This is a genomic window from Bacteroides cellulosilyticus DSM 14838, assembly GCF_000158035.1.
Lineage (GTDB): Bacteria > Bacteroidota > Bacteroidia > Bacteroidales > Bacteroidaceae > Bacteroides > Bacteroides cellulosilyticus.
In genome coordinates this window covers 1-734 of sequence record NZ_EQ973504.1, presented here as the reverse complement: position 1 = coordinate 734, position 734 = coordinate 1, and the positions used below count along the sequence as shown (strand labels likewise).

Annotated in this window: 1 protein-coding gene; it reads left to right on the top strand. The window is 45.4% G+C overall.

The genetic code is table 11. The features are described from left to right. Positions 1-734: peptidase associated/transthyretin-like domain-containing protein (locus BACCELL_RS25345; protein WP_007215041.1), on the top strand; the 734-nt coding region annotated here is incomplete at both ends.

Sequence of the window (734 nt, the reverse complement as noted above, 5' to 3'; positions counted from 1 at the left end):
GCGGCGGTACGTTTATTGACCTTGCCGGACAGTACTTTTCTGGCGGGTGTAGCCACTACGGACGACGGTAAATTCAGGATGCCGGTTGTCTGGCCCAAAGACAAGAAATTGCTTTTAGAGATTTCTTTCATTGGCTATACCACTTTTTCTAAATCTATTCCTTCTTCATTCAGAGGTACTTCGCAGAACTTGGGTGATATTGCACTATTTTCCGATGGCATTTTGTTGGGCGAAACGGTAGTGGTGGGTAAAGCTCCTCTGGCAGTTACCGAACAGGATACCACGGTCTTCAATGCCTCTGCCTATCGTACCCCCGAAGGTTCTATGCTCGAAGATCTTGTAAAACAATTGCCTGGTGGAGAGATAGATGGTGATGGAAAGCTGTTGATTCATGGTAAGGAAGTTAAGAAGATATTGGTAGACGGCAAAGAGTTCTTTGCGGACGATCCGAAAGCTGCCTTGAAAAATCTGCCGGTGGAAATGGTGGAGAAGCTGAGAGCTTATGAACGTAAATCCGATTTGGCACGTCTGACCGGAATTGATGACGGGGATGAGGAAATGATACTTGACCTGGGGGTGAAAAAGGACATGAAGAAAGGATGGATGGATAATTTCATGGCAGGTACGGGTAACAAAGGGAGGTATGAACTTGCCAATACCCTGAACCGCTTCCGGGATAATTCTCAACTTACTATTATTGGTAATCTGAATAACACTAACAATCAAGGCTTCTC